We start from the raw sequence: 24,100 nt of genomic DNA, 5'->3' as shown, positions 1-24,100 counted from the left end.
GAGGGAAAACGATGGCGGAAGAGAGGCGTTGCCCCGATGATTTGCCCATGTGGGGCGAGAAGAAGACTTCCGTACCGGAAGTCAGGGCATTTTTAGATGCGCTCGGCGCGCCGGACCGCGCGTTCCGGGTCATTCATGTCGCGGGGACCAACGGCAAGGGTTCTGTCTGCGCCTATCTGACGGAGGCACTGCGCCGCGCGGGGTACCGTGTCGGCACCTTTGTCTCGCCGCATCTCGTGGATATACGGGAGCGCATCTTAATCGACGGGAAGATGGTCTCTTCGGAAGTCTTTCGGGCAGCCGCGGAGACGGTGAAGCGCCAAGGGGAGGCAGAGGTACGGGCCGGCCGGAACTTTCCCGCCTACTTTGAGTATCTCTACTACATGGCCATGCTGCTCTTCCGGGAGGCGGGTTGTGAAGTTGTTGTACTTGAGACCGGACTCGGCGGAAGGCTCGACGCGACCAACAGCTGCGCGCCCTGCCTCACCGTGCTGACCAGCATAAGCCTGGATCACATGCAGTATCTCGGCGACACGGTAGAGAAAATTGCGGCGGAAAAGGCGGGCATCATCAAGAAAAAGGTCCCGGTGGTCTATCTGGACGCCGTGCCTTCGGTCGCGGACATCATTGCGGCGAAGGCGCGGGAGATGCAGGCACCCGCCTATCCGGTCGCGCCTGACCGGACGGACACGCGCTTTGCTTTTCTGCCGGCTCCGTATCAGCGGGAAAATGCGGCGCTCGCCGCGAAGGCATTTCAGGTCTTTTCGGAAGGCGAGACAGGGGACGCACGGCGACGTACGGCGGCCGTCTCCTTTCCGGAGGCCGTCCGCGCGACAGTCTGGACGGCCCGCATGCAGGAAATACATCCCGATGTGTTTCTGGACGGCGCGCACAATGCGGACGGCGTGCTGCGGATGGCGGAGGCCGGGGCAGCGCTTGCGGCAAAGCGCGGCAAGAAGCCGCTCCTGTTGACTTCGTCCGTGCAGGATAAGGAACTCGCTGCGATTGCGGAGACCTTTGTGAAAGTCCTGCATCCGGCCTGCATTTACCTCGCACCGCTTCACACTTCGCGCGGAACGGAGGTGCACACACTCGCGGACATCTACCGCAACAAAGGGGCCGTTGCGGTGAAGACATACGGGAGTGTCGGGGAAGCCCTCCGGCAGGCGAGAGGGGAGCAGGCGGAGGATGCGATTTTATTCATTGCGGGCTCGCTCTATCTGGCAGGTGAAATTTTGGCGGAGGAAAGCAAATGATTAATTTTGACGAGGAGATCCGGAACTACCGCTCGAGCCTTGAGATTTCGGCGGTGGAAGATGCGATTGTGCGGAGCGATCTCACGGATATGAAGGATATTTTGATGGAGCTCTTAAAGCGGAGCGGAGAGACAGAAGCATGAATGTACTGGAGCGCAGCGTTCGGGCGGCCAACAGCTGCTACAATCGCGGCCTGCAGCTCGCGAGACAGAGGGATTTATCCGGGGCGGTGCCGTACTTAAAGCGCGCCCTGGAGCTCAACAAAGATCTGACGGATGCCAGAAATCTCCTGGGACTCATTTTCTATGAGATGGGAGAGGTCGGCGATGCGCTCGTGCAGTGGGTCATCAGCATTGACCTCCGAACCGAAAACAACCGCGCGGTCTTTTATCTCGACGATGTCAGACGGCGCGGCGGGCAGCTCGCTTCATTCTCGAAGATGATTGAGCGCTACAATGTGGCACTTGAGGCAGCGAAAAACGGCAATTACGACACGGCGATTCATCAGCTCGCCGGTATCGTCGCCCAGCATCCGAACTATGTGCGGGCGGGGCTCCTGCTCTCGCTCCTCTATATCGAGGCGGGCGATTATAAGCGGGCGGATCATTATCTCAAACTGGTGCGGAAAACCGACCGCATGAACCAGACGGCGGTGCGCTATGCGGATGCCGCCGAGCAGGAGAAGCGGCGCATCCAGAAAAAGCAGGATAAGCCCAGAGAGGAAATCGATAACGGCTCCAGAACCTATTCGCACCGGGAAATGTCGGACGACGAGGTTCTGATTCCCTCGACATACCGCGAGAGCACGGGCTGGCAGACTGGTCTGAACATTGCCATCGGCCTGTTAATCGGTGCGGCGGCAGTGATTTTTCTCTATATGCCGACCAAGCGGGCCGAGCTGAATTCGAGTCATAACGCCGAGCTCCGGGAGATGGACCGGAAGCTCGCCTCCGCAAACAGCGCGCTCCGCGATGTCGAGGTGAACCACAGCAGCGCGGAGGAGGAGAAGAGCGCGCTGCAGAGTCAGGTCGACATGCTGACCGAGGGCGAAAACAGCAAGCTCTCGCAGTACCAGAAGCTCGCGGGCATTCTGAACGACTTCCGGAATAACGACTATGCGCATGCGGCCGAGCTCTACGCGACCCTCGATGTGTCTCAGCTCACCGACATCGACGACGGCAGCGGCGTCTCGGTGCAGCAGATTTATCAGTCGGTCGCCGGAAAAATGAACAGCGAGGGGTACCTAAGCCTCTACAGCCGCGCCGAAGTGCAGTTCCAGGCGGGCAATTACCGGGCGGCCATCGATCTCTACGACAAGTCGCTCGCGATCAATCAGAATTACGAGCCGGCGCTCTTCCGGAAGGCTATGGCCTACAAGGCGCTCGGAGACACGGAAAACGCGAATACCTTTTTTGCGGAAGTCATATCGCGCTTCCCGGGCACAGAACTCGCGAGACAGGCGGAGAGCGAGAAAACGCAGTAAAACGCTGTGTAAAGAACAAACAGAGAAAAGGAACAAACAGAACAAAAGACCCGAACCCTTCGGAGGGTTCGGGTCTTTGCTTGCGGGGGCGTGTTTTCAGCAGGCGCTAAGCTGTATGGGCGTGAGCTTTCCGTCCCGCTCGACACAGGTCAGGGTTTCAGCGCTGTCGGGTGTCAGGCTGCCGCCCGAGAGCTCGGTCAGCGCGGCGAGAAAGCGCGCGCTGTCCTCTGCCCGAAAGAGGAGGCAGAGGGATACTTCTGCGAGAAAGTCGAGGGAGAGCACAGTGCCCGCACAGTCCTCGGCGAGGCGGGACACTTTTCCGTAGAGACCGTAGTCGACGGTCAGAGAGAGTCGCACGGCAGGCAACAATTCCGCGATGACCGCCTGTTCAAGAGCGCCTTTGGCCGCCGCCGTATAGGCGCGGACCAGGCCGCCGGTGCCGAGCTTGATGCCGCCGAAGTAGCGGGTCACCGTGACGAGTGTATTGCAGAGCGAAGCCGCGCGGAGCAGGTCTAACATCGGGAGCCCCGCGGTCTTTGCGGGTTCGCCGTCGTCGGAGGACTTTTCAAGCGGCGGATTGCCAAAGAGCACATAGGCAGAGCAGACATGCCGGGCGTCGTAGTGTTCTTTCCGGACGGCAGTCAGGATTTCCGCGACCTCTGCCTCGCTCCGCACAAAGAAACTCTGCGCCAGGAAGCGCGATTTCTTTTCTTCCAGTTCGGCTCTGCCGCTCCTTAGTAGGGTATACCGGCACTCGGGCATGAAGGACCTCCTCGTTCTGTCTTAGGACGCTGTGACAGGAATATTTTGCTGAAATCCTAGCATAGCATTGCGGACAGCCAAAATGCAAGGAGAGCGGCAAAGGCCCTGCGGGAAGCCGGCGGGGGATTACTGGAGTTCAGGGGTGACTCATGATATACTAGGGTGAACTCTCAAAATTTTTTCAAAGGAGTGCGCAGTGGATTTTGGAAGAAATTCCGTGGAGCGCGCGTTGCAGGACAGGGACGCGCACCGGAGCAAACTGAAAAATCTGATCTCTCTCACGGCAGTCCGCGTGGTGCTCATGCTGTTGCTCTTGGTTGCCGCGCTCGCGGTGTCCTTTGTGCTCGGCGCGATCCGCGGCATTGTGGACTCGGCGCCGGAGCTCAAGCCGGACAGCATTGCCCCGATGGGCTTTGCGACTTCGGTCTACGATGCGACAGGAAATCAGGTGGAGACTTTGGTCATGGCGGGCTCGAACCGCGAAGAGGCGACTTATGAGGAATTGCCGAAGAACCTGATTAACGCCTTTGTCGCGATCGAGGACGAGAGGTTCTGGCAGCACAACGGCGTCGACACGCGCTCCATTATGCGCGCGGTTGTCGGTGTGATTCGCGGGACTTCGAGTTCGGGCGGCGGCTCGACCATCACCCAGCAGCTCATCAAAAACAATCTCTTCAACGGCGGCCGGGAAAAGAGCTTCGGCGAGAAACTGACCCGAAAAATTCAGGAGCAGTACCTTGCGATGAAGCTCGAGCGCATCATGAGCAAGGAAGTTATTCTGACGAACTACCTGAATACCATCAACCTCGGTAGCAATGCACTCGGCGTAAAAGTGGCTTCGCGGCGCTACTTCAACAAAGAGGTCAAGGATTTGACGCTCTCGGAGTGCACCGTGCTCGCCGGCATCACCCAGAACCCCTCGCGCTTAAACCCCATTACGGGACGGCAGGCAAACGAGGAGAAGCGGAAGGTGATACTCCGCTATATGCTGCGGCAGGGTTACATCACCAAGGAGGAGCAGGAGGCGGCACTCGCGGACAATGTCTACGACCGCATTGAGAACGCCGACCTGGTTTCCAAGGAGAAGGCGACCCACACCTACAGCTACTTTACCGACGAACTTGTGAGCCAGGTGCAGCAGGATCTGAAGGACAAGTTCGGCTATACCGACACGCAGGCGCATAACCTCCTCTACAGCGGCGGTCTCTCGATTTACACGACCCAGGACCCTGCGCTACAGGCGATTGTGGACGGCGAGATCAATAACCCCGCGAACTATGCGGTCACCAAGTACGCGCTCGAATACCGCCTCTCGGTGAAGCGCGCAAACGGCGAGGTGCAGAATTACAGCGAGCGCAACGTGCTCGCCAACAAGGGGAAAGACTTTGACGGTCTGTACCGGACGGATGCCGAGGCGAAGGCAGATGCCGAGGCTTTCCGGGCGAGCGTCGTGAATCCCGCCGAGGATCAGATTGTCGGCGAGAGCCTGCACATCATCCTCGAGCCGCAGGATTCGTTTGTGCTGATGGAGCAGAGCACGGGACAGGTAAAGGCGCTCTCGGGCGGCCGCGGCGAGAAGACCGTCTCGCTCTCCTTAAACCGCGCGACGGATTCCTACCGGCAGCCGGGTTCGACCTTCAAGGTCTTGTCCGCGTTTGCGCCGGCCATCGATGCCTGCGGGCAGACGCTCGGCTCCGTCTACTACGACGGCCCCTATGAGGCAAACGGCAAGCAGTTCCGGAACTGGTACGGCGACGACAACTATCTCGGCTGGTCCAGCATCCGCGATGGCATTATGTACTCGATGAACATTGTTGCGGTGCGCTGCCTCATGGAAACCGTGAGTCCGCAGCTCGGCGCGGAGTACAGCAAGAAGTTCGGCATCACGAGCCTCACGGACTCGGACTATAACCCGGCCATGGCGCTCGGCGGCCTCACCAAGGGCGTCAACAACCTGGAGCTCACGGCGGCCTTTGCGGCAATCGCAAACCAGGGTGTCTACACGAAGCCGGTGTTCTACACCAAAATTCTGGATCACAACGGCAAAGTGCTCCTCGAGAATAACCCGGAGCAGCACCGCGTGATCAAGGATTCGACCGCTTTTCTGCTGACGGATGCGCTGCAGCAGTCCATGCTGCCGAACCGCAAATTTGCGAGCAGCGGCATCAATGTCAATACGACGAGCACGCGCGCCAAGCCCTCGAACATGAGCAGCGCCGGCAAGTCCGGCACCACGAGCAACAACGTGGACGTCTGGTTTGTGGGCTTCACGCCCTACTATACGGCGGGCATCTGGGGCGGTTGCGACGACAACCAGCCGCTCACGGACGGCAACGGCGGCAACTCCTTCCACAAGGACATCTGGCGGAAGATTATGGAGCAGGTGCATCAGGGCAAGCCGGATCCGGGCTTTGTGATGCCGGACAGCATTGTGACCGCCGACATCTGCCGGAAGTCCGGCAAACTCCCGGTCAAGGGGGTCTGCAGCAACGACCCGCGCGGCGATGCGGTCTACACCGAATTCTTTGCGCGCGGCACGATTCCGACCGAGATGTGCGACAAGCACACGACCATGTCGGTCTGCGCTGTCACGGGGCTCCTGCCGACGCCGTACTGCCCGACTACGAGCCGCGTCGTGATGGTGGTGCCGGATTCGGAGGTCGAGACGGATGACTCCCGCCTGACACCGCAGAGACGCTGTAACATTCACACATCCGCTGTCATCTTCCCGCCGTCCCGCACGCTCACGCCGGACGATGAAATCGGCATTCCGGGTCTGAAACCGGGCGACACGAAGAAGACGGATGAGAGCACGGCGGAGGATAAGAAGGGCAGCGGCAAGGTGCAACCGAAGAAAGAGAAGGAGAGCACCGCAGCGCCGAAAAAGAAAGCGCCGAAGGTCACACCGCGAAAGAAAAAGAAAAGCTGAGACAGGAACCAAGAAATCGGTTTTTTACTGCACGAACGGATGTCACCGCCCTTTTCGCGGGAGGTGACATCCGTTTTGTTTTCGCGGCTTGTTCCGGAAAAAGAAAAAAAGACTGGGCAAAATAAAAAAAACTGAGAAACTGTGACCTTGGAGAGACGGAAACCGTCTGATAGGGTGAGAACAGGAAAAGTCCTGCGGGAAAAGCAAGAAAGGATGCGACAGAGATGAAGAAGAGACTGATGACGGCGGCGGTTATGTTGAGTGTGATGCTCGCAGCTTGCGGACAGGGAAAGGCACAGGCGAGCACGGCCGCGGCTGCGGAGAGCAGTGCGGAAACAGAGACGAGAGAAAGGGATGATATCCTGACGGGCGGCTGGAGCGCCAACCAGGGGAGCCTTTTGCCGGAGGATAATGCCGACGCGATGAAGGCCTTTACTGCGGCTGTGGAGGGGATGACAGGCTACAAGTACGAGGTGCTTGCCGTGCTTGGCTCGCAGCCGATCGCAGGGACGAATTACGCTTATCTCTGCAAGGGCACGGCGGTGGTGCCGGATGCCGAGCCTTCATATCTCTTGGTGAATGTCTATGAGGATTTGGACGGCAAGGCGGAACTCCGCGGGACCAGAGAGTTGCTGCCCGCTGCAGCGGCCGGAATGACGGCGGCGTGGAAGTATAACAGCGGCGACAGTGCCCCGCAGGTAAATCCCGCGGTACAGGAGGTGTTTGAGGCAGCGCTCACCGGCAAGGTGGGCAGCGTCTACGAACCGATTGCGTACATCGGCGGCGCGGGCGAGCCGGAGAACAGCTATACGCTTCTCTGCGGCAACAGAGCAGTCCCGAATGCCGACAGAAGTTTTTGCCTGCGGACCGTCCAGAGGAAAGCGGACGGCAGCGCCGAGGTACTGGATACAGAAAAACTGGAGCTCGGAACAGAACTTCCGTAGAAAAGCGCGTTGACGGCATAAATGTCACGCTTCGCGGTGAAAACGGGCGCCGGTTTCTCGCGACATGGACGAGAGACGGCTATTCGTATTCCGTCGAAGCAGAGGCCCATCCACTGACGGAACAAGAGATGTTGCGGCTTGTGAAGGCTGTGCGCTGAGTGCGGCGAAAAGAGAGAGGCGGGAGCCTCTCTCTTTTATATCCGGGAAAGCGAAGGGAAATGTGGAAAGGCTGCTGTGGAGTGAAGACAGTGACAGGGAAGGAAGGTGTGCGTATAATAAGGATGGGTTGTCAGTAGTTGTTTCATAAGATGAATGTTAAAAAGAGAGAGTCTATGATAAAAAAATTGATAAAACGCAGGCAAATGAGAATCGCACCTGAACGCTTGATTCCCTTGAGTTTTCTGTTAGCCATTATCTTGGGAACGCTTCTGTTGATGCTTCCGTTTGCGACAGCGGAGGGAGAGAGTACAGGGATTTTGACAGCGCTGTTTACGGCAACGACATCTGTGTGTGTGACCGGGCTTGTGGTTGTGGACACATATGCGCACTGGAGCCTTTTCGGGCAGATGGTCATTCTGTTGCTGATACAAATCGGAGGACTCGGTGTCGTTGCGGTCGGGGCGTTGTTTATGTTGATGGGGAAAAAGAAATTTACGCTCGGAGATCGGAAACTGCTGGGTGGTGCGCTGAATATTGAGCGAAATAGGGGACACTTGGCATTCCTGTTGCGAATATTTAAAGGGACTTTTTTGCTTGAAGGTATGGGCGCCTTATTCTATGCAAGCAGGTTTATACCGAGGTACGGTATTTTGAAAGGTTTGTGGGCAGCTTGTTTTCAGTCTGTTTCTGCATTTTGTAATGCGGGGATGGATGTCACAGGCCCAAACAGTATGATGGAGTTCAGGGATTCGCCTTTCCTCATGTTTACCACCATGCTACTCATTATTCTGGGTGGAATCGGCTTCGTTGTGTGGTTTGATGTAGTCGATGGCATCAAGCAGGGCTTCCGTCATCGTTTGGGACCGGTCACAACGGTGAGACGGTTTCCGGAGCATACGAAATTGGTACTTCTTGTCACCGCAATACTGATTATTACCGGTGCTGTCGGAATCATGGCGGCAGAATTTAACAATCCGGGAACCATCGGAGATATGAATTTGTGGGACAAATTCTGCAACAGCTTGTTTCAATCTGTAAGTTTCAGAACTGCGGGATTTGCGTCGGTACCGCAGGAAAAACTGACAGAGATTTCTTGTTTGATAGGATACATTTTAATGTTTATCGGAGGCTCTCCGATAGGAACCGCAGGCGGCGTTAAGACGGTTACTGCTTTTCTGGTTTTCATGAATGCATATTCCTATATTAACGGAAGAAAAGAGACAGTGATTTTTCATAGAAGCGTATCGGCAGAGATGATGAGAAAAGCCGCGGCCATTGTAGCGGTAAGCGCTTCGGTCTTACTCACGATGACCGTGCTTTTGATGGCAGTTGAGAATATCGGATTGACGGATGCCTGCTACGAGATTACAAGTGCACTTGGTACGGTTGGATTGTCAAGAGCGCTTACACCGAAGCTTGGCGCGCTCGGAAGAATTGTGGTCATTGTATCGATGTATCTCGGTAGAATCGGACCGATTTCGATGGCATGTTTCTTTGTGGGAGATGTAAAAGCAGGCAATGCAATCAGGCATTCCAAGGGAATGTTTTATGTGGGGTAAAGGGAATTAAAATGATGAAAAAATCGATAGCGGTACTGGGACTCGGAAAATACGGGAGAAGTCTGGCTGAAAATTTATATCTTATGGGGGCGGATGTTCTGGCCGTGGACAGTGATGAAAAGGTAGTGAATGATTTTTCGGGGAAATGCACGTCTGTTGTACAGGCAAACATGGAGAACGAAGAAGAAGTTGTGGCGCTTGGGTTGAAGAATATGGACATTGTCGTTTCATGTACGGGAACAAATATCGCCGCAGCCATTATGTCGGTTGCGGTTGCAAAGGAGCAGGGGGTTCCTCTCATCGTTGCAAAAGCATCGACCGACAGAACGGCTTCGATTCTTCGTAAAATCGGTGTGGATAAGATTCTTGATCCGGAGGGAGAGGGAGGTATGCGATCTGCAAGGATTTTGCTTTCATCCTCATTTAAGGATTTCTGGGAAATTGATGACAACCTGTATGTGGTGGAACTAAAAGTGCGAGAAGAGTGGATTGGCAAAACGTTGATAGAACTTCAACTTCGAAAAAATCACATGATGAACGTGGTTGCCCTAAAAGCAGAGGGGAAAAAGTGGAGGTTCGGGAATCCCGAAGAGCCGCTACGACAGGATGAAGTATTGCTGGTTGCAATGGAGAAAAAAGATCTCAGAAAGTGGCAGTAATAAAATTACATTCATACATTTTCATGTGGCGACATAAGAATAGAATACCCATTAAACCCTGTGACGGTAGAAATGGAATAAATTGTATGAAAGACGCGATTATGAGGTATTGACAAAATTGCGAGGAGGGAAAAGGGGGCGTTTGACATTTGGTGGAAAGTCTGTTGGCAGATGAGAAAATATCGAAACAGATGAAGGAGTTTCGGTAAAAACAGGATAGAAAACAAGCGAAAGAAGGAATCGATATGACAAAGCAGCCCAAGTATCTGCGCAATATGGTTCCGCAAATAAAAGAGAAATACGGCGAAGAAAAGGCGCGGGAAATCCTTACGAATGCGGAGAGGCGCTATGCTGCGCTCCTCGAAGAAAATAAGGACGAGCCCCGGGCATATTCCTGGCAGAAGCGGGAGCGCATTTATCCGTCTATCGCCTTGTTTCATGCCTTGCTGGATGCAGGGATGGGGCGTGAGGAGGCCGCAGCGTTTGTGACGGATTACTACCGAAGGCTCGCCGAGCGCGCGGCACCCGTGATTCGAACGGTATTGAAAATTCCGGGCTTATACAGACTGGTTCCGAAGCTCTTCTTTGACACAGCGCTGAAACACTGTGTCCCGGAAGCAGGCTTCTTAACCGAAAACCGATTTTTATCAAAGACCGGGATGCACTTTGATATGGTGAAATGCCCCTACCAAGACAGCTGTGTGCGCTACGGCTGTCCGGAGCTCGTGAAGGGCTTTTGCGACACGGATGATATCTGCTACGGGAACATGCACCGAAAGCTCTCCTGGGAGAGAACCGGGACCCTGGGGCACGGGGATGCACTGTGCGATTTTAAACTCCGCATCACAAAACGGATACCGCAGTTGCCGCTCCGCCGGACGATTCATAAAACAGGTAAGTAAGAACGCCGCATGTCACTTCAAGTCACAAAACATATATAGTATTCGTGACAAAAAACGCAATGATGTGACATGGATTCATTTCCGCGCCCTTTTCCCTTACGCGCTTGCCATACCTCGCAAAGCATAGTAAAATACTATATTGCGTTTTGATTTGCTCAGGCAGAAAGAGAGAGGAATTTTTCAATGAGAAGTACGAGAACGGATGTGAGAAACGTCGCAATCATCGCCCACGTTGACCACGGCAAGACGACGCTCGTGGACCAGCTGTTGCGGCAGAGCGGCGTGTTCCGCGCCAATCAGGAGGTTGTGGATCGCGTCATGGATTCCAACGATATTGAGAGAGAGCGCGGCATCACGATTCTCTCCAAGAATACAGCGGTAAACTATGACGGCGTCAAGATCAACATCATCGACACCCCGGGACACGCCGATTTCGGCGGCGAGGTGGAGCGCGTCTTAAAGATGGTGAACGGCGTGGTCCTCGTGGTCGATGCGTTCGAGGGCACCATGCCGCAGACCCGCTTTGTGTTAAAGAAGGCGCTGGAGCTCTCGCTCGATGTCGTCGTCTGTGTGAACAAGTGTGACCGCCCGGAGGCGCGTCCGGACGAGGTTGTGGACGAAGTGCTGGAGCTCCTCATGGATCTCGACGCGACGGATCAGCAGCTGGAGTGCCCGTTCATCTTTGCGTCGGCGCGCGGCGGCTGGGCAAGAACCTCGATGGACAGCGACAATGCGGATATGAAGCCGCTGTTTGAGGCCATCATCAACCACATTCCGGCGCCGGAGGGCGATCCGGAAGCGCCGACCCAGATTCTGATCAGCACGATTGACTACAACGAGTATGTGGGCCGCATCGGCGTGGGCAAGGTGGACAACGGTTCGATTCGCGTGAACCAGGAAGTTGCGATTGTGAACCACCACGAGCCGGATAAGCTGCGCCGCGTGAAAATCGGCAAGCTCTATGAGTACGAAGGCTTAAACCGCGTCGAGGTGAAGGAAGCGGAGTTCGGTTCGATTGTCGCGGTTTCCGGCATCTCCGACTTACATATCGGCGACACCATCACGAGCCCCGAGTCCCCGGAGTCCATTCCGTTCCAGAAGATTTCCGAGCCGACCATCTCGATGAATTTCATGGTCAACGACAGCCCGCTCGCCGGTCAGGAGGGCCAGTACATCACGTCCCGCCATCTGCGCGACCGTCTGTTCCGCGAGCTGAATACCGATGTCTCGCTCCGCGTCGAAGAACTCACGCCGGACTGCTTCAAGGTGAGCGGCCGCGGTGAGCTGCACCTCTCGGTCTTAATCGAGAACATGCGCCGCGAGGGCTTTGAGTTCGCGGTCTCGAAGGCAGAGGTCATCTATCACTATGACGAGCGCGACAAGAGACAGGAGCCGATGGAGATTGCCTTTGTCGATGTGCCGGACGAGTTTACCGGTGCGGTCATCCAGAAGCTGACCTCGAGAAAGGGCGAACTGATCGGCATGACGCCGATTCACGGCAACTTTACGCGCCTTGAGTTCAATATCCCGTCGCGCGGCCTGATCGGATATCGCGGCGAGTTCCTGACCGACACGAAGGGCAACGGCATCCTGAACACCGAGTTCGAGGGCTACGGTCCTTATAAGGGTGATATGTTCTACCGGAAGACCGGTTCTATCATCGCCTACGAGAGCGGCGAGGCGGTTGCCTACGGCCTCTTCCAGGCGCAGGAGAGAGGACAGCTCTTCATCGGCGCCGGTGTCAAGGTCTATGCCGGTATGGTCATCGGCCAGAGCGGTAAGTCCGAGGATGTCGAGGTCAATGTCTGCAAGACGAAGAAACTCACCAACACCCGTGCATCCGGCTCGGACGACGCACTGAAGCTCGTCACGCCGAAGGTCATGAGCCTTGAGCAGTGCCTCGAGTTCATCGACACCGATGAGCTCCTCGAGGTCACGCCGGAGAACCTCCGTATCCGAAAGAAGATTCTGGATCCGACCCTCCGTAAGCGCGCTATGATTAAGCAGAAGCAGAATTCGTAATATGGAGAAAAGGCAGCGGCCGTGAGGTCGCTGCCTTTTCTTTTTTTCTAAGAACATTGTTTGAAAAAAAGATGTGCTATCTTGAGAGATATATTTGCAAATAGCAATATTTATGTTCACTTGTGAGCACTTGTTTGATATAATTTGCTATGTATGTGCGAATTGAGAAGTTATGTGTGAAAGACAAGTAGGAATGCATCATGGATGTGAGCTATAACAGATTATTCAAATTGTTAATTGATAAAGAAATGCGTAAAACAGAATTTGCAAAAGCGGTTGGAATCAGTGCAAACACTTTGGCCAAGCTTTCGCGGAATGACACAGTATCCATGGAAGTTATCATAAAGATATGCCGCTGTTTGAACTGCACAGCTGATGACATTATGGAGATTTTGCCTGAGACAAGAGTGAAGTGATGAGGGAAACAGTATGAAACTATCATCGCCATACAACGGCGCACTGACAAGAGAGCAGTTCCTTTTTTATGAGATGCGCACTATGGCAAAACTTGTTGCGGCTGGCCTTACTGACGAGGAAGCAACGGAAGCTATCATAAAGGATAATCTCTTTCAGTACCCAACAGAAAAATCAATAAAGAATCTGGCTGGAGTGTGTCTTAAGCGTCTGCATTCCATGAATGATGATTGCCTTATGGAGGCCATTGCAAAACTGCCGGCAGATGCTGCGAAGCAGATTTGTCTCTACGCTATGATGAAGAAAAACCGTCTTGTGTGGGATTTTATGATAACCGTTATCGGAGAGAAGTACCGAATATTGGACACCTCTTTTGGTAAGGTAGACTTAAACACATTTTTCATGCGCCTCACTGAGCAGGATGACAATGTAGCTTCCTGGAGCGATGCAACGGTTCAGAAAATAAAGCAGGTTCTCGTTCGTATATTGGTGGAGAATGAGTATCTGGACAGTACCCGCGCAGACCATCTGAATCCGGTTTTGATAGGTTCACTTTTAGAAGAACGTATTCGGGCAAACGACGACAATGCCGCACTGATTGCATTCAATTGTCTGAGTTAGGAGGACAAGGAATATGAACAATTTGAATGGGCGCCTCGATAAGCTCAGACAGCTTGTACAAGATAGAGATTTTCTTGAAGGCAAGGGATTATCAAATGAAGTGAATATCCGAATCTTTTGCTATGACCCGCAGGATGAAATGACAGTTACTCACTTCTTAAATCAAATCATTACAGATCAAAGTCTTGACTGCAATCTCATCGAGTGCAACCTCTATAAGCTGTTTATTGAGATTTGTAAAGATCTTGATATTTTGGACAGCATACCGGACATGGAAGAAAGCGAGGGAAGCGAATATCTTCTGGAACAGCTTCACTCTGCTATCGGTGAAAATGAATTCATCGACAAGATGCGCGAAAAGTATCAGCCTAAAATCGATGATATCATGCTCCTGACAGGAGTTGGCGATGTGTTCCCATTTATGAGGGTTCATAAAATGCTGGAAGCTATGCAGCCATTTTTCTCGGAGATTCCGATTTTGGTAATGTATCCGGGTGTGTTTGACGGAAACTATCTGCGCCTGTTTGATAAGTTGCAGCCGAACCCATACTACCGGGCATTCAATGTTGTCTGAAGAGGAGGGAACGAACGTGATTATTCGCGATATGTTTTATGATGACATTAACCGCAAGGTAAATGGCGTCATCAAGGTTGACCAGGACGAGACCGGTGTTATCAGTCAGGAAGTCCGTGAATATGTCATCACGAAAGAGCTGAAGAAGCACTTCATCTCATTTTTCAATTACTATGGAGATTCTTTCACTACGCCCACTTCGGATATGGGTGTCTGGATTTCCGGCTTCTTTGGAAGCGGTAAATCTCACTTCCTGAAGATGCTCAGCTACCTGCTTGAAAACAAAGAAATTGACAGTGTGAAGACAGTCGAGCGTTTCCGCGAGAAATTTGCGGATGACCCCGCCACCTTCATGCTTATCGATAATGCAACCCGATATGAGACAGAGACGATCCTGTTCAATATTGATATTGAGGGTTCCATCAACAAAGACAAGACGGCAGTGCTGCGTGTTTTCGCCAAGATGTTCTATAACCATCTGGGATTCTACGGCGAGAATTTGAAAGTTGCAATGCTTGAAAAATATATAGACCAAAGCGGCAAGACTGAGGAGTTCCGCCGCATATTTGAAGAGAAGAAAGGCAAGCCGTGGGTTGAGCAACGCAAGGCATTTGCTTTCAACGGCAAGTTCATCGTACCGACACTGATGGAAGTTCTCGGTATGTCTGAGGCAGATGCACAGAACTGGTTCAGCGACAAGTCTGCTGTTGATTTCTCCATCGCGCAGTTAGTGGATGATATCAAGGCATATATCGCCAGCAAGCCGAAAAACTTTCGCCTTCTGTTTATGGTAGACGAAGCCGGCCAGTATGTAGGCACGGATACAGATATGCTCCTTAATCTCCAGTCTCTGACCGAGAAGATCGGCAGCGAGTGCGGAAGCTCCGTGTGGGTGATTTGCACCGGACAGGAGGCCATCGACGAAATCATCAAGGTTCGCGCGGATGAGTTCTCCCGTATCCAGGCACGTTTCAAGACCCGTCTGTCTCTTACCTCGTCTTCCGTGGATGAAGTCATCCAGAAGCGTATCCTGAAGAAGAAGCCGGAGGTTACTCCGAAGCTGGAAGCACTGTACAACGAAAATGATTCCGTACTGAGAAACCTCTTCAGCTTTACGGATTCCATTCTGGATATTAAGGGATTCAGTGGTTCACAGGAATTTGCAGAGGACTATCCTTTTGTGCCATATCAGTTCATCATCATGCAGAAGGTGTTCGGAGAAATCCGTAAACACGGCAGTGTTGGAAAACACTTCTCCGGTGGTGAGCGTTCTATGCTCTCAGGTTTCCAGGAAGCAGCGCAGAAGGTTCAGAACCACGATGAGTATACGCTGGTTCCGTTCTTCCATTTCTATGACACGGTGCACAGCTTCCTTGATGGTTCTATTCGTCGCGTAATCGAGCGCTGCCAGAAAGCAGCAGAAAGCGGCGCAGGCATTGAAGCCTACGACGTGGGTGTGCTTAAGCTCCTGTACCTTATCCGCTATGTGGATGACATCAAGTCTAATCTGGACAATATCGTGATCCTGATGGCAGACGATATCCGCACGGATAAAATCACGCTACGCGAGTTCGTCAGAAAGTCACTTGATCGACTGCTCAGCCAGAACTATATCGGTCGCACCGGAGACACTTATAATTTCCTGACCGACGAGGAACAGGATGTTCAGCGTGAAATCAAAAATACGCCTGTCGATACTGCTGCTATTGTGGAGCGTATTGCGCAAATCGTATATGGTGATATCTACACTTCTAAGAAATTCCGCTACGGTAAGTACGATTTCTCCTTTGACCAGATGGTTGACGGAGTGACGGTCGGTGCTGTGACCGGAGGCATGAAGCTGCGTTTCCTGACAGTGGCGACGGATGCCATTGAAAAGAGCGATATGCGTCTGATGACGGAATCTTCTGGTCAGGCCATTGTTGTTCTCGGCGATACCCCATACTACGAGTCTCTGGAAAATGCCATGAAGATTCGTAAGTATGTCAAGCAACGCAATGTAGCCCAACTGCCAAAATCTGTTCAGGACATCATCCGCGACCAGCAGGACGAGGCTAATGCCTATGACCTGACGGCAATGGATGCACTCCGCAAGGCAATCGAAAGCGCAGAATTCTTCGTGGACGGTGAGCGCCTGACATTTAAGGGCGGCGATGCTAAGAGCAAGATTGAGCAGGCTCTTGAGTATCTCGTTGCTCATGTGTACAGCGAACTGGATCTGATTACACAGAATGCCGAAAGTGATGAGGATATCGTTCGGATTCTTACCGGAGGCGGACAGCAGCGTTTGGACGGAATGCGCCATAATCAGTCTGCCGCGGCAAGGGTAGAAGAATATCTGGAGATGCAGGCGAAGAAGATACTGCCGACATCCATGGCAGATATCCAGTCCCGTTATCAGGCGATTCCCTACGGCTGGCGCGAAATTGATGTCGCTGCTGTGATTGCCATGCTGATCTACGACCAGAAGGTTACGGTCAAGTATGCCGGCAACACCATTCAGCCACGCGACTCGAAACTTCCGGATATGCTGCGCAAAAAGAGTGAAATCGGCAAGACAATGGTTTCCCAACGCCAGAGCGTGACAGTAGCAAATTTGAAAGAAGCGAAGGAGTTCCTTCGTGATTACTTTGATGTCATGAATGTGCCGGACGATGAGGACGGCATGATTGACTTTATCATCAATAAATTCACCGAGCAGAAGACTCATTACGAAGACCTGCTGAAGGGCTATGAGGGCAAGAAGTATCCCGATAAGGCTCTTGTGCAGGATGCCGTCGGCCTCATGAAAGATGTGCTTTCTCAGCGCAAGGACAATGTTGCGCTCGTGTCTGCTGTCATCAAGAAGGAAAATGCCCTTTACGATAACAAGGATGCTATGCAGAATGTTGAAGCATTTTTTAAGAGCCAGGTACAGGTATTCGATGCAGCAAGCAAGATGCTTACTGATTTGCAGAACGAATTGGACTACCTCTCCCACGAGGAAGAAGCTAACAGGGCACTCAACCGTATCCGCCTGCTCGTTATGGTGCAGACCAAGTTTAATTATAAGTGCATCCCGGAGCTGAACACTCTGATGGCAACTGTCCGCGAGGGCCATAACCGTCTTCTCGCCACAAAGCGTGAGGAGCTGTTGGAAATTGTCCGCCAGTGCTTAGAGGCAATCCACACAGCTGCGGGCGATAATGTTGCCGCAAGAGATATCAGCGCTGCGGCAGATACCTTCTATACTGAGAAACAGCAGCGCATCAACGAATTGGAAAGTTTGGCACTTTTAGACGGCTTGATTCCACCGATGCTGCAGCAGCAGAACACCACTTGCAGCCGTATTGAGGCACTTACCAAACCGGCGCCGAAGCCGGTAACTCCTCCCCATACCGGTGGCGTTGCGGAAACGCCGAAGCCGTATGCCAAGAAAATCATCAAGACATATAACCGTCAGATCGTCTTCCCGACGAAGCGTTTGGAAACAGAAGCCGATGTGGATGCCTATGTGGAGATGGTGCGCGGTCAACTCAAGACACTTATGAAGAACTGCGATGGAATTGAACTGAAATAAAAGCAAGGAGCAAGCACGATGGATAAGAATGCAATCAAAAAATATGCCGTATGGGCACGCCGTGAGCTGATCAGCCGTGTGAGCCAGAAAGCGCTGCAATATGGCGTTTCCGAAGAAGCTTGCGGAGATGCAAGCGCCGATACGATTAATGGACATCTTCTGACCGCTACGGAGAAGCAGCAGCGGCAGGCATTGATTACCAAAATCAAGAAGGACGGCTATCAGCAGGCTATGGAGGAAGCCGCCTATACCTGGTTTAACCGTTTTTGCGCCCTGCGCTACATGGAGGTCAACGGCTATCTCCCTACCCATGTGCGCGTATTTTCGGATGAGCAGAACAACTTCAAGCCTCAGATCATCACCGAAGCAATTCATCTGGAGTTTGATGGACTGGACATGGAGAAGGTCTATGCTCTGAAGGAAGAGAATAAGACCGACGAACTGTATAAATATCTACTGATTACTCAATGCAACGCGCTCTCTGTTATTCTGCCCGGCATGTTCCAGAAGATTGCGGACTACACCGAGCTGCTGTTTCCGGACAATTTGCTCCGCGAAGGCAGCACCATCGAGCAGATGATTGCGCTCATTCCTGAAGAGGACTGGACGGATCAGGTGCAGATCATCGGCTGGCTTTATCAGTATTACAACACCGAGCTGAAGGACAAGGTGTTCGCCGACCTGAAGAAGAATATCAAGATCAGCAAGGAGAATATCCCTGCCGCAACGCAGCTCTTCACGCCGGACTGGATCGTCCATTATATGGTGGAGAACTCTCTAGGCCGCCTTTGGGTAGAGGGGCATCCAAATGATAAAATGAAGGCGAGCTGGAAATACTATTTGGAGGAAGCAGAGCAGGAGCCGGAGGTGCAGAAGCAATTAGCGGAGATTCGCGCAGAGTATGTACAGCTGAAGCCGGAGGACATCCGTGTCATCGATCCCTGCGTGGGCAGCGGTCATATTTTGGTCGTGATGTTCGACGTTTTGGTGCAGATTTACGAGGCCTACGGCTACTCCGCCCGTGAGGCGGCATCTATGATCGTGGAACATAACCTCTACGGTTTGGACATCGATGAGCGTGCGGCGCAGCTTTCTTACTTTGCCGTCATGATGAAGGCTAGGCAGTACGACCGACGTTTCTTCTCTCGCAAGGTACAGCCCCATGTGTACGCCATCGTAGAGAGCAACGACGTAGATAGCTTTACCCTTGAGTACTTTGTAAACGGCGATGCAAACCTCAAAAAAAGCATGAGCATCCTTATGGATGAGCTGCGCGATGCCAAGGAATACGGTTCTATTCTGAATGTCACAAAGGTGGATTTCTCTGCTCTCTATGCAAGGCTTGCGGAAGTTAAGGAAGATATCAGCATACATCGGGAAAGTGCACTGAATATCATCAAGCCACTGATTCAGGTGGCGGAGATGCTGGCGCAGAAGTATAGCATCACGTGTACAAATCCGCCGTATGCTTCGGCCAAGGGACTTGCTATTAAATTAAGAGAATATTTGGCGAATATCTATCCAACAGCAAAGTATGACCTTTTTGGAGCATTTATTGTGAGATGTTTAAAATTCACAAAAAAATGCGGATACATTGGACTTGTAACGCCTGTATCTCTTCTATACAATCCTAGTTTTCAAGGCTTAAGACGTGAGGTTATTGGAAATACAGAGTTCACCTCACTTATTGAATTGGGGAGCGATGCCTTTGAATCTGGTTTTGGAACAGCTACTTATTCTATTGTTAGGTATAAGATAAAAGGGTATGTTGGAAGATATTTTGATGTTTCGAGTATTGTGAGTAAGGATAAATTTAGAGGCACAAAATGCTTCTATTCCAGTACTGATTATTTTCCGTCATTTGACGGAGAAAAAGTAATGTATAAATTGAATGATGACTATAGATCCATAATTACAGAAGCCAAACCATTGTCTAAGATAGGAAATCCTAGGATAGGAATGCAAACAAATGATAATAGTCGATTCCTAAGATTATGGCATGAAATCGAATCCACTAAGCTTTGTACGTCTCATACAAAGGTAGATACTTTTGGTGATGAAAAGTGGTTCCCCATTGTTAAAGGTGGAGGATATAGAAAGTGGTATGGAAATATAGAAAATGTAGTAAATTGGCAGCATAATGGGGCTGAAATACGAGAACTGAATAAAAATGCCGCGGGTGGAAGAATTGTTGCTGAGGAGTTTTATTTTTGCGAAGGCTTAACATGGACACATACAACCTATAACCAGCCTTTTTCTATGCGGTACATGCCAGAAGGTACTTTGATTAATGTGGAAGGTCCGGCAATCTTTTCATTAGGAAAAAATCAGAACTATGTGTTGGGGTGTTTAAACTCAGTGGTAGCAAGAGATGTCTTTCAAAAGATTGTTTCTTCCATACATTTTTCAGCCTCTGAATTAGGCTCATTTCCATTAATTGTTTCAGAACAAGGTGTGATTAGTGATATAGTAAAAGAAAATATACTCCAAGGAATGCAAGATTGGAATGCTTACGAGATCAGCTGGGATTTCCAGCGGCATCCGATGCTGAGCCGTGGAAAGCTTGCTGATGCTTATGCTGCATGGAAAGCTGACTGCGAGTCGCGTTTCCTCCAGCTGAAAGCTAACGAGGAAAAACTGAACCGCATCTTCATTGACATCTATGGTTTGCAGGAAGAGCTGACGCCAGATGTGGCGGAGAAGGATGTGACGGTGCACCGCGTGTTCGACACCAAGGACGCTGTGCCGGAGAGCATGAAGGGGTCAAACTATGTCCGCACCATGCGGGACGAGGTTGTTTCCCTCATTTCCTACGCTGTCGGCTGCATGTTCGGGCGGTATTCGCTGGATGTAGACGGCCTTGCCTATGCCGGTGGCGCTTGGGACGGCAGCAAGTATCAGACCTTTATGCCGGACAAGGACAACATTATCCCTATCTGCGACGACGATTATTTTGATGATGACATCACCGGTTGCTTCATCAAGTGGGTGGAGACGGTCTATGGTGCTAATCCGCTGGAGGAGAACCTGAAGTTTATTGCAAATGCTCTCGGAGGCAAAGGCTCCGCAAGAGAGGTCATCCGCAATTACTTCATTAGTGACTTCTATGCTGACCACCTGAAGACTTACCAGAAGCGCCCGATCTACTGGTTGTTTGACAGCGGCAAGAAGGGAGGTTTCAAGGCGCTGTCCTATATGCACCGCTATCAGCCGGATACCATTGCGCGTATCCGCACCGACTATGTGCATGAGCAGCAGAGCCGCTACCGCACGGCGATTGCCGATTTGCAGCAGCGCATCAACGGTGCTTCCACCGGCGACCGCGTGAAGCTGACTAAACAGCTTATCAAGCTGGAAGCCCAGGCAGAAGAAATCCGAACCTATGAGGAGAAAATCCACCACCTCGCCGATCAGATGATTCCGATTGATCTGGACGACGGAGTGAAGGTGAACTATGCCAAGTTTGCGGACGTGCTGGCGAAGATTAAGTAAGCAGAAAGGGTTTTATTTGTGAATGATGAGGTTTGTATGAGCATTTCCGTTCCTACAGATGATGAAGGATATGTTCTTTTAAAGTGTGAACATTGCGGGAACTTTTTTAAGGGAACTCCGGATGATTTGCAGGATGATGGTGTGTTACATGTTTTTTGTCCAAGCTGTGGGTTGATCAGCGACAGCTATATAACAGATGATGTTCTGGAACTTGCAATTAAGATGGCAACGAATTATGCCAACGACATCATTTATGATGCCTTCAAGAATTTGGAACGCCATAACAGAATGAACAGCATGATCAAGTTCAAGGTGGAGAAAAAGCCTCATCATGAGACAGAAGATCCTATTCGTTCTGGAATAGAGGCCTTGGAAATATGTACTTTTCCTTGCTGTAAACGCACAGCAAAAATCAAGTCATTGCTAAAGATGACAGGTGCGTACTGTCCTTTTTGTGGAGTGAAAAACTATGAAGTTGAATAAAAAAGAGCTTAAAAAGTTGCAGTATGATTTTAACAGTATCTGCAATCGACTCCTTCAAGCAGATTATCAAGATTATCCGGAAGTATTGGGAAAATTCCTCAGGTTTATAAATAATGTACCAATCATCATAGACTATATCAAGGATTGCGGAGTTTGTAACTGGAATTTGGAAGAAACAATTCAGGATGTTCAAAGTGCGTACGGACGGAAACTATTCGGCACTGGGGATACGGACGAGGAAGAAGTTCGCAATGTTTATGCTGTGTTGAATTATCTGATTGAGACAAACAACCCAATCTACTGCGGAGTGGCTATGGGATATTCTTCTTCTGACAAGTACCAAGACAAGATCAAAGGATTCAATCAGCGCTTCGTTATGATCATGATTCGTCACATAGAGCGATATTTGACAAAGGTAGGAATTGATATGGGACTGGATGATAGGGTTGTTTACAACGTAACCGTGGACAAGGGGCAGGCAATTATTGCGACTGATAATGCAACAGTTACAGCGACAAATCATGTGGGTATGGATGTTAATGAATTGAAGCAGTTGATTGCAGATATCCAATCAACAGCACAAGATCTTTGCGAAGAAGATAGGCAGACAGTATCTGAGTGCATCGAAGTTATTGAGACCGAAGCGGTTATGGAAAAGCCTAAAAAAGGAATGCTGAAGGTGGCGGTATCAACTTTGAAGGCGTTAAAGGGTACTGCTGAATTTGGGGTTGCAGTGGCAGCGTTGATTCAGTTCATCGGCTCCCTTATTCATTGAGACATACATCATCCAAAAGGATGTGCAAAAGGAAATGGAGAGCGGGGTATCAGGATGACCATAGCAGAAATTTTTGCAGGCGAATCTAAGAACGTAGAGTTCAAAGAAGACCTGTCGGAGAAAAGCATCAAATATATGAAGTCTGTGGTTGCCTTTGCAAACGGAACCGGCGGAAAAATCATCTTCGGAGTTGCTGATAAAACCAGAGAAGTAGTTGGATTCGGTAAGGAAGATGTTTTCAAGAAAATAGATGCCATCGCCAATGCAGTCTCCGACAGCTGTGAACCGGCTATCATTCCGGATGTTACAGCGCAGACGATTGATGGGAAGACTGTAATCGTCCTAGAAGTTTCCGAGGGCAGACAGCGCCCCTATTACATCAAAGCTCTTGGTAGAGAAAACGGCGTATATGTCAGGGTAGCAGGTACTACCCGCCTGGCTGACGAGTACATGATGAAGGAGCTATTGTTCGAGGGCAGTAACCGTCACTTCGATCAGGGGTTGTGTACCGGGTTATCGATTACGGATGAGGAGATTGAAGAACTTTGCAAAGCCATGAAGGCACAGGCTATAAAGAATGCGCATAGTGACGAGCAAAAAGAGTCTATCAAAGATGTCTGCAGACAGCAGCTGCGCTCCTGGGGCATTTTGATTGAACGGGACGGAAAAGACTATCCCGCTAATGCATTCGCTATTTTGACCGGATGTGGAGAACTTCATGTTGCAACGCAGTGTGGCGTATTCAAGGGCACGACAAAAGAGGTTTTTGTTGACCGGCGTGAGTATGACGGTCCGCTGTGGAAGTAGATTGAGGAAGCGTACCAGTTTGTTCTTCGGAACATTCATTTGGGTGCAACATTTGAGGGCGTTTATCGACAGGATGTCTACGAAATTCCGCCGGATGCCATCCGTGAGCTGATTATCAATGCCATGGTGCATCGCAGCTATCTAGATCACGGCACGATACAGGTTGCGATATATGATGACCGGTTGAAAATCACTTCTCCCGGAAAGCTACCGATGGGTCAGACCATAGAGCGTATGAAAGAAGGATATTCTAAAATCCGAAATGAAGCGCTGGCATATGCCTTTTCCTATATGAATCTGATTGAGCATTGGGGCAGCGGCATTCCGAGAATCATCGGCAAGGTAAAAGCTGCTGGGTTACGAGCACCAGAGTTTATTGGCGGAGATGTGGATTTGCGCATCAATATCTATCGAAACCAGAATGCAGCAAATAACGCCACGAATAACGCCAACATTAACGCCAATGGCACTAATGGCGGCGTTAATGTTCTGGCAACAAAAGAGCAGGAGCAAGTGAAAAACCTGCTGGATGCGATAGAACAGAATCCATCTGCAACGCAGGCATATTATGCGGAACAGATTGGAGTATCAAAAAGAACGGTCTCCCGGATTTTCATTTCTTTGCAGGAAAAAGGTATTTTAATGCAAAACGGAACGAAACGAAAGTCAAATTGGGTTATCAGGAAGTAGGAGGAGCAGC

General features: G+C 51.2%; 17 protein-coding genes and 1 pseudogene. 17 read left to right on the top strand and 1 reads right to left on the bottom strand.

All coding sequences use genetic code 11. The annotated features are described in order from the left end of the window. The first annotated feature begins 11 nt into the window (after positions 1 to 11). The 3 genes from HMPREF9623_RS03130 to HMPREF9623_RS03125 are packed head-to-tail and all read left to right on the top strand — an operon-like array spanning position 12 to position 2,739. Positions 12 to 1,256 (top strand): bifunctional folylpolyglutamate synthase/dihydrofolate synthase, encoded by a 1,245-nt coding sequence (locus HMPREF9623_RS03130; protein WP_009532439.1) that lies wholly within the window; start codon positions 12 to 14, stop codon positions 1,254 to 1,256. Further along, positions 1,253 to 1,399: a hypothetical protein gene (locus HMPREF9623_RS11635; RefSeq protein WP_009532438.1), complete on the top strand. Its 147-nt coding sequence runs from the start codon at positions 1,253 to 1,255 to the stop codon at positions 1,397 to 1,399. The genes HMPREF9623_RS03130 and HMPREF9623_RS11635 overlap by 4 nt, the downstream gene beginning before the upstream one ends. Continuing rightward, positions 1,396 to 2,739, top strand: coding sequence for a tetratricopeptide repeat protein (locus tag HMPREF9623_RS03125; RefSeq protein WP_009532437.1), 1,344 nt, complete (start codon positions 1,396 to 1,398; stop codon positions 2,737 to 2,739). The genes HMPREF9623_RS11635 and HMPREF9623_RS03125 overlap by 4 nt, the downstream gene beginning before the upstream one ends. Positions 2,740 to 2,835: 96 nt before the next feature. Here HMPREF9623_RS03125 and HMPREF9623_RS03120 read toward each other — a convergent pair whose 3' ends face one another. Then, positions 2,836 to 3,501: an IMPACT family protein gene (locus tag HMPREF9623_RS03120; RefSeq protein WP_009532436.1), complete on the bottom strand. Its 666-nt coding sequence runs from the start codon at positions 3,499 to 3,501 to the stop codon at positions 2,836 to 2,838. A gap of 196 nt (positions 3,502 to 3,697) precedes the next feature. Here HMPREF9623_RS03120 and HMPREF9623_RS03115 point away from each other — a divergent pair, with 196 nt between their 5' ends. The 14 genes and pseudogenes from HMPREF9623_RS03115 (at position 3,698) to HMPREF9623_RS12145 (ending at position 24,090) form a co-directional block, all read left to right on the top strand. After that, entirely contained in the window at positions 3,698 to 6,430 is a 2,733-nt protein-coding gene (locus HMPREF9623_RS03115) for a transglycosylase domain-containing protein (RefSeq protein WP_009532435.1), read from the top strand. 224 nt (positions 6,431 to 6,654) lie between these two features. Further along, positions 6,655 to 7,374, top strand: coding sequence for a hypothetical protein (locus HMPREF9623_RS03110; protein WP_009532434.1), 720 nt, complete (start codon positions 6,655 to 6,657; stop codon positions 7,372 to 7,374). Between the two features lie 332 nt (positions 7,375 to 7,706). After that, positions 7,707 to 9,092, top strand: coding sequence for a TrkH family potassium uptake protein (locus HMPREF9623_RS03105; protein ID WP_009532433.1), 1,386 nt, complete (start codon positions 7,707 to 7,709; stop codon positions 9,090 to 9,092). Positions 9,093 to 9,103: 11 nt separating this feature from the next. Continuing rightward, positions 9,104 to 9,751: a potassium channel family protein gene (locus HMPREF9623_RS03100; protein ID WP_009532432.1), complete on the top strand. Its 648-nt coding sequence runs from the start codon at positions 9,104 to 9,106 to the stop codon at positions 9,749 to 9,751. Between the two features lie 245 nt (positions 9,752 to 9,996). Beyond that, positions 9,997 to 10,653 (top strand): L-2-amino-thiazoline-4-carboxylic acid hydrolase, encoded by a 657-nt coding sequence (locus HMPREF9623_RS03095; RefSeq protein WP_009532431.1) that lies wholly within the window; start codon positions 9,997 to 9,999, stop codon positions 10,651 to 10,653. Between the two features lie 183 nt (positions 10,654 to 10,836). Then, on the top strand, positions 10,837 to 12,675 hold the full coding sequence (typA, locus tag HMPREF9623_RS03090) for a translational GTPase TypA (protein ID WP_009532430.1): 1,839 nt from the start codon (positions 10,837 to 10,839) through the stop codon (positions 12,673 to 12,675). 200 nt (positions 12,676 to 12,875) lie between these two features. Continuing rightward, a complete protein-coding gene (locus HMPREF9623_RS03085; protein WP_009532429.1) occupies positions 12,876 to 13,091 on the top strand; it encodes a helix-turn-helix domain-containing protein in 216 nt (71 codons plus the stop codon). Positions 13,092 to 13,104: 13 nt separating this feature from the next. Continuing rightward, the gene (locus HMPREF9623_RS03080) at positions 13,105 to 13,710 is read left to right on the top strand and encodes a DUF1819 family protein (RefSeq protein WP_009532428.1); all 606 of its coding nucleotides are present in this window, start codon (positions 13,105 to 13,107) and stop codon (positions 13,708 to 13,710) included. A 13-nt stretch (positions 13,711 to 13,723) separates the two neighbouring features. Further along, entirely contained in the window at positions 13,724 to 14,284 is a 561-nt protein-coding gene (locus tag HMPREF9623_RS03075; protein WP_009532427.1) for a DUF1788 domain-containing protein, read from the top strand. Between the two features lie 16 nt (positions 14,285 to 14,300). Further along, entirely contained in the window at positions 14,301 to 17,843 is a 3,543-nt protein-coding gene (brxC, locus tag HMPREF9623_RS03070) for a BREX system P-loop protein BrxC (protein ID WP_009532426.1), read from the top strand. Positions 17,844 to 17,861: 18 nt separating this feature from the next. Beyond that, entirely contained in the window at positions 17,862 to 21,335 is a 3,474-nt protein-coding gene (pglX, locus tag HMPREF9623_RS03065; protein ID WP_009532425.1) for a BREX-1 system adenine-specific DNA-methyltransferase PglX, read from the top strand. A 36-nt stretch (positions 21,336 to 21,371) separates the two neighbouring features. Next, the gene (locus HMPREF9623_RS03060; protein ID WP_009532424.1) at positions 21,372 to 21,818 is read left to right on the top strand and encodes a hypothetical protein; all 447 of its coding nucleotides are present in this window, start codon (positions 21,372 to 21,374) and stop codon (positions 21,816 to 21,818) included. Further along, entirely contained in the window at positions 21,805 to 22,593 is a 789-nt protein-coding gene (locus HMPREF9623_RS03055; RefSeq protein ID WP_009532423.1) for a hypothetical protein, read from the top strand. The genes HMPREF9623_RS03060 and HMPREF9623_RS03055 overlap by 14 nt, the downstream gene beginning before the upstream one ends. Positions 22,594 to 22,647: 54 nt before the next feature. Further along, a pseudogene (locus HMPREF9623_RS12145) lies at positions 22,648 to 24,090 on the top strand (RNA-binding domain-containing protein). Positions 24,091 to 24,100: the final 10 nt, after the last annotated feature.

Source organism: Stomatobaculum longum (assembly GCA_000242235.1).
Classification (GTDB): Bacteria; Bacillota; Clostridia; order Lachnospirales; family Lachnospiraceae; genus Moryella; species Moryella longum.
Note: the sequence above shows the minus strand (reverse complement) of the source record. Positions and strands in the feature narration are given on the sequence as shown.